This window comes from Arthrobacter sp. TS-15 (assembly GCF_006964045.1).
In the GTDB taxonomy this organism is placed as follows: Bacteria; Actinomycetota; Actinomycetes; order Actinomycetales; family Micrococcaceae; genus Arthrobacter.
The window spans coordinates 1-3,632 of record NZ_SDXQ01000073.1; the positions used below are offsets into that span (position 1 = coordinate 1).

General features: G+C 63.0%; 4 protein-coding genes. 2 read left to right on the forward strand and 2 right to left on the reverse strand.

What is annotated here, in order from left to right:
* Window positions 1-655: 655 nt before the first annotated feature.
* The gene (locus EU811_RS22785) at window positions 656-1,516 is read left to right on the forward strand and encodes a F510_1955 family glycosylhydrolase (protein ID WP_142940534.1); all 861 of its coding nucleotides are present in this window, start codon (window positions 656-658) and stop codon (window positions 1,514-1,516) included.
* A gap of 81 nt (window positions 1,517-1,597) precedes the next feature.
* Window positions 1,598-2,227, forward strand: coding sequence for a vitamin K epoxide reductase family protein (locus tag EU811_RS22790; protein ID WP_142940535.1), 630 nt, complete (start codon window positions 1,598-1,600; stop codon window positions 2,225-2,227).
* A 48-nt stretch (window positions 2,228-2,275) separates the two neighbouring features.
* Here EU811_RS22790 and EU811_RS22795 read toward each other — a convergent pair whose 3' ends face one another.
* Window positions 2,276-2,905: a TlpA family protein disulfide reductase gene (locus EU811_RS22795; protein WP_142940536.1), complete on the reverse strand. Its 630-nt coding sequence runs from the start codon at window positions 2,903-2,905 to the stop codon at window positions 2,276-2,278.
* A gap of 16 nt (window positions 2,906-2,921) precedes the next feature.
* Complete coding sequence (locus EU811_RS22800; protein WP_238703542.1) at window positions 2,922-3,602, reverse strand: cytochrome c biogenesis CcdA family protein; 681 nt, start codon at window positions 3,600-3,602, stop codon at window positions 2,922-2,924.
* Window positions 3,603-3,632: the final 30 nt, after the last annotated feature.

Genomic DNA, 3,632 nt, shown 5'->3' on the forward strand with positions numbered 1-3,632 from the left:
CGCGACACGCTCCTGCTCGAACGTCGCTCACCGGCTACAGGCGCCTGAGCGCGCCAACCGCCGCGAGGCCACGGACGGACCGGTTTCATGCAATGTGGAAAAATCATTTTGTCCGGTAGACCTGGCTGACGGACAGGATTGTGAGGTGATCGGAGTGCTCCACTCGATACCTCACGTTCGCCTTTCCCGTGCCGCACGCGCAGTGCTTGCCCTCTTGTGTGGAATGGCGCTCCTGGTCTGTGCGGCGGGTGGCAACTCCACAAGCATGAGTCCCAGCGGCCATGAGGCAACGATCCACCACTCCGCTGGCCCGGCGTCCGTTTCCGTCTCCATGGACGATAGGCCGTGTACCGCGGTTCCGGAATGTCCGATACAAAGTGGACGCTCAATCCCTTCGGAAGCGGCTCCGATCCTGGCGCCAGCCAGCCTGCCCGCATCCACGGGATATTCCGCCGATCTTGAGAGGGGAGAGGTCTGGCGCCTCCGGTACGACCAACCCCTCCTGCCTCCGGAACTGTCGCAACTTTCAATCCTGCGAACGTAAGCACGGAATCGGTCGCTGTTGCCATGGATGCCTTCATCCGCAGATAGCGGCAAAGCGGCCCGTGGCCGCGCAACTTTCCAGCCGTGCCTAACTTCACCACAGGAGTTCCCTATGTTCCGCATGCCCTATTCCCGCGCCACCGCAGCGATCGCTGTTGCCGTAGCCGGCACCCTGTTCCTTGGCGCCTGCAGCGCCCCTCAACCTGCTCAAACTTCCCCGGATAAATCATCGACGACACCTGCGCCTGGCCACGCCCACGGAATCTACGCCAGCACCGACGGACGCGAGGTACTGGTGGCCACGCACAACGGAGTACTGGACTACTCCACGGGAGTCCCTAAGCTGCTGGGCGAAGCCAATGATTACATGGGGTTCACTGGCGACGGCACCGTGTTTTACGCCTCCGGGCACCCCCGCCCCGGATCCAAGCAGATCAACCCGCTCGGCTTGCTCCGTTCCGAAGACTCCGGAGCAAGTTGGACGACGCTATCAAACGAAGGGATTTCCGACTTTCACGCCCTGGCCGTCACCCGGGACGGCGTCGTTGGCTACGACGGAGCCCTGAAAACCACCACTGACTTCAAGTCCTGGTCACCGGCAGGCTCGCAGCCCAAGGTCGCAGCTCTCGCCGGACGGCCGGAGACATCGACTGTCCTGGCCACCACCGAATCAGGAGTGCAGCGATCCACCGATAGCGGCCGGACCTGGGCACTTGTGGGCAGCTCCCCGATTGTCCAGTTCGTCTCCCTGGCCTCCCCGGAAGTCGCCGTCGGTGTTGCTCCGGACGGAAGCGTGTACACGAGCTCCAACGCAGGCCTGACCTGGACTGAAGCAGGCTCGATTTCAGGTGAGGTCGAAGCGCTCTACGCCACGACCGAAACCAGTGGGGCCGTATTCGTGTGGGTCTTTGTCAACGGCGGCCTCCAGGTCTCCCGTGACGGCGGCAAATCGTTCGCTCCCTTCCGCCCGTAGACCCGAACCCGGCGTGGCCGGGCCGCTTCCCGTTCCTGCCACGCCGTAGGTGCGCTTTCTTGAACCTGACACAGGAGAATTATGAATAAGTTACAACCCCTTGAGACCGATGAATCCAGCATCCCGGCTGCGGCCCGGACCCGGCCGTTCGCGTGGCTGCTCCTGATTACGGGCGCTGTGGGGTGGGCTGCATCCGCCACCCTCGTTCTTGAAAAACTGGAAAAGCTCAAGAATCCCGGCCATGCAACCGTGTGCGACGTAAATCCCTGGATTTCGTGTGGCCAGGTCATGGAAACCTGGCAGAGTTCGGTGTTCGGATTCCCCAACATGTTCATCGGCATTGTGGCCTTCGCCGTCATCATCACCACGGCCGTCGGGCTGCTTGCCGGTGCGCGCTTTAGCCGGTGGTACTGGATCGGGCTACAGCTGGGCGTCACCCTCGGGTTCGCGTTCGTGGTCTGGTTGTGGAGCCAGGCGTTGTACGCCATCGGCATCCTGTGCCCCCTTTGCATGATCGTGTGGGCCGCGATGATCCCTCTCTTCGTATGGGTGACCATCCGTAACCTGACCCACGGGATCATCCCGCTGCCTGAGCGGATGTCCCGGCCCATCAGGGACTGGGGCTGGCTCATCACGGCCCTTCTCTACGTCGCCGTCGTCGCGTCAATCTTTTTCCGGTTCCTCTACCTCATCGTCCCCTCCAATATGTAGGTGGGCTCACCGCTCAATTGGTGGTTCCGAGGGGCATCAGGTGGCTCTTTACGACTCCGCGGCTGCACTGCTGATGAGGGCCTTGAGGGTGCCCTTATCGACGAGTCCTAGGACGCGGGCGGTGACCCTGCCCTGTTTGTCCAGAACCAGGGTTGTCGGTACCGCGCGAGGGGGAACGTAGTCGGCCAGGGCCAGCAGGATTGATCCGTTGGCGTCATTGAAGCTGGGATAAGTGGTGCCGAAGGTCCGCTCGAAAGCGGCAGCCGTCGCGGCAGTATCGCGAAGGTTGATGCCGTAAAACAGCACGCCCTCGCTCTTGCTTTCCTGGTACAGGGCTTCAAGGGTAGGTGCCTCGGTCCGGCAGGGAGCGCACGCGGCGTACCAGACGTTCAGAACTGCCACCGCTCCCTGCCAGGCCGTGGATTTGACGACGGCCCCGTCGTAGAGCGATCCCTCCATCTGCACCGGGGCGCCCCTGTCGCCGGGGGCATATTCCGAGACGGATCCATCGCCAGCGATGTAGTTTTTGTTGTCCCCGGACCGGGCCTGCGCGGCCAGGGAATCTTCGGGTGCACAGCCGGCCAGCAGCAGGGCTCCGGAGGCGATACCCAGCAGGAGGCCGCGCCGGCCGGGCAAAGATGCGCCAGCGTTTGAGGGCGCAGGGGGGTGGCTGTCCATGACCGGTCCTTTGCGTCTAGACGGGAGTGGTGATTGTCGCGGCGAGATTCTGCAACTGGTAGATCCAGAGCATCCACACTCCTGAGACCATCAGGAGCCCGACGAGGATGAGCAAGGAACCACCGACTATGTTGAAGCCGCGGATGTGCGTTCGGATAAAGCCCAGGGTTCTGGTGACCCAGTTCAGCCCGAGTGCGACAAGGATAAAGGGGATTCCCAATCCAAGGCAGTAGATGAACCCCAGCAGCGCTCCGCGCCAGGGATCCCCGGTCGTGGTGCTCAGTGCCAGGACGGCGCTGAGTGTTGGCCCCATGCAGGGCGTCCATCCCAGGCCGAAGACGACGCCGAGCAACGGGGCACCGGCCAGGCCGGTCCGTGGTCGGAAGGAAAGTTTGCGGGTGGTCTGAAGGAAGGAGAAGCTGCCAACGAGGACGAGTCCCATCAGGACAACGAAGACGCCCAGACCGCGTATCAACATGCCCTGCCACTGCACAAGCCAGCCGCCAACCACGCCGAAGGCCGCCCCGTACAGGCTGAACACTGCCGCGAAGCCAAGAATGAACAGCCCAACTCCGGTCAGGACCCGGCGGCGGTTGTCCGGGCGTGAAGGGTCGGTCAATCCCGAGACGTACCCCAGATACCCGGGCACCAAGGGCAGGATGCAGGGTGAGATAAACGAGACAGTTCCGGCGGTCATGGCCAGCGGTCGCACTGCCCGTCCTCGAAC

Bases quoted from the DNA above. Each gene is read 5' to 3' on its own strand.
- EU811_RS22785 (WP_142940534.1), top strand. From the start codon at position 656: ATGTTCCGCATGCCCTATTCCCGCGCCACCGCAGCGATCGCTGTTGCC.
- EU811_RS22790 (WP_142940535.1), top strand. From the start codon at position 1,598: ATGAATAAGTTACAACCCCTTGAGACCGATGAATCCAGCATCCCGGCT.
- EU811_RS22795 (WP_142940536.1), bottom strand. From the start codon at position 2,905: ATGGACAGCCACCCCCCTGCGCCCTCAAACGCTGGCGCATCTTTGCCC.
- EU811_RS22800 (WP_238703542.1), bottom strand. From the start codon at position 3,602: ATGACCGCCGGAACTGTCTCGTTTATCTCACCCTGCATCCTGCCCTTG.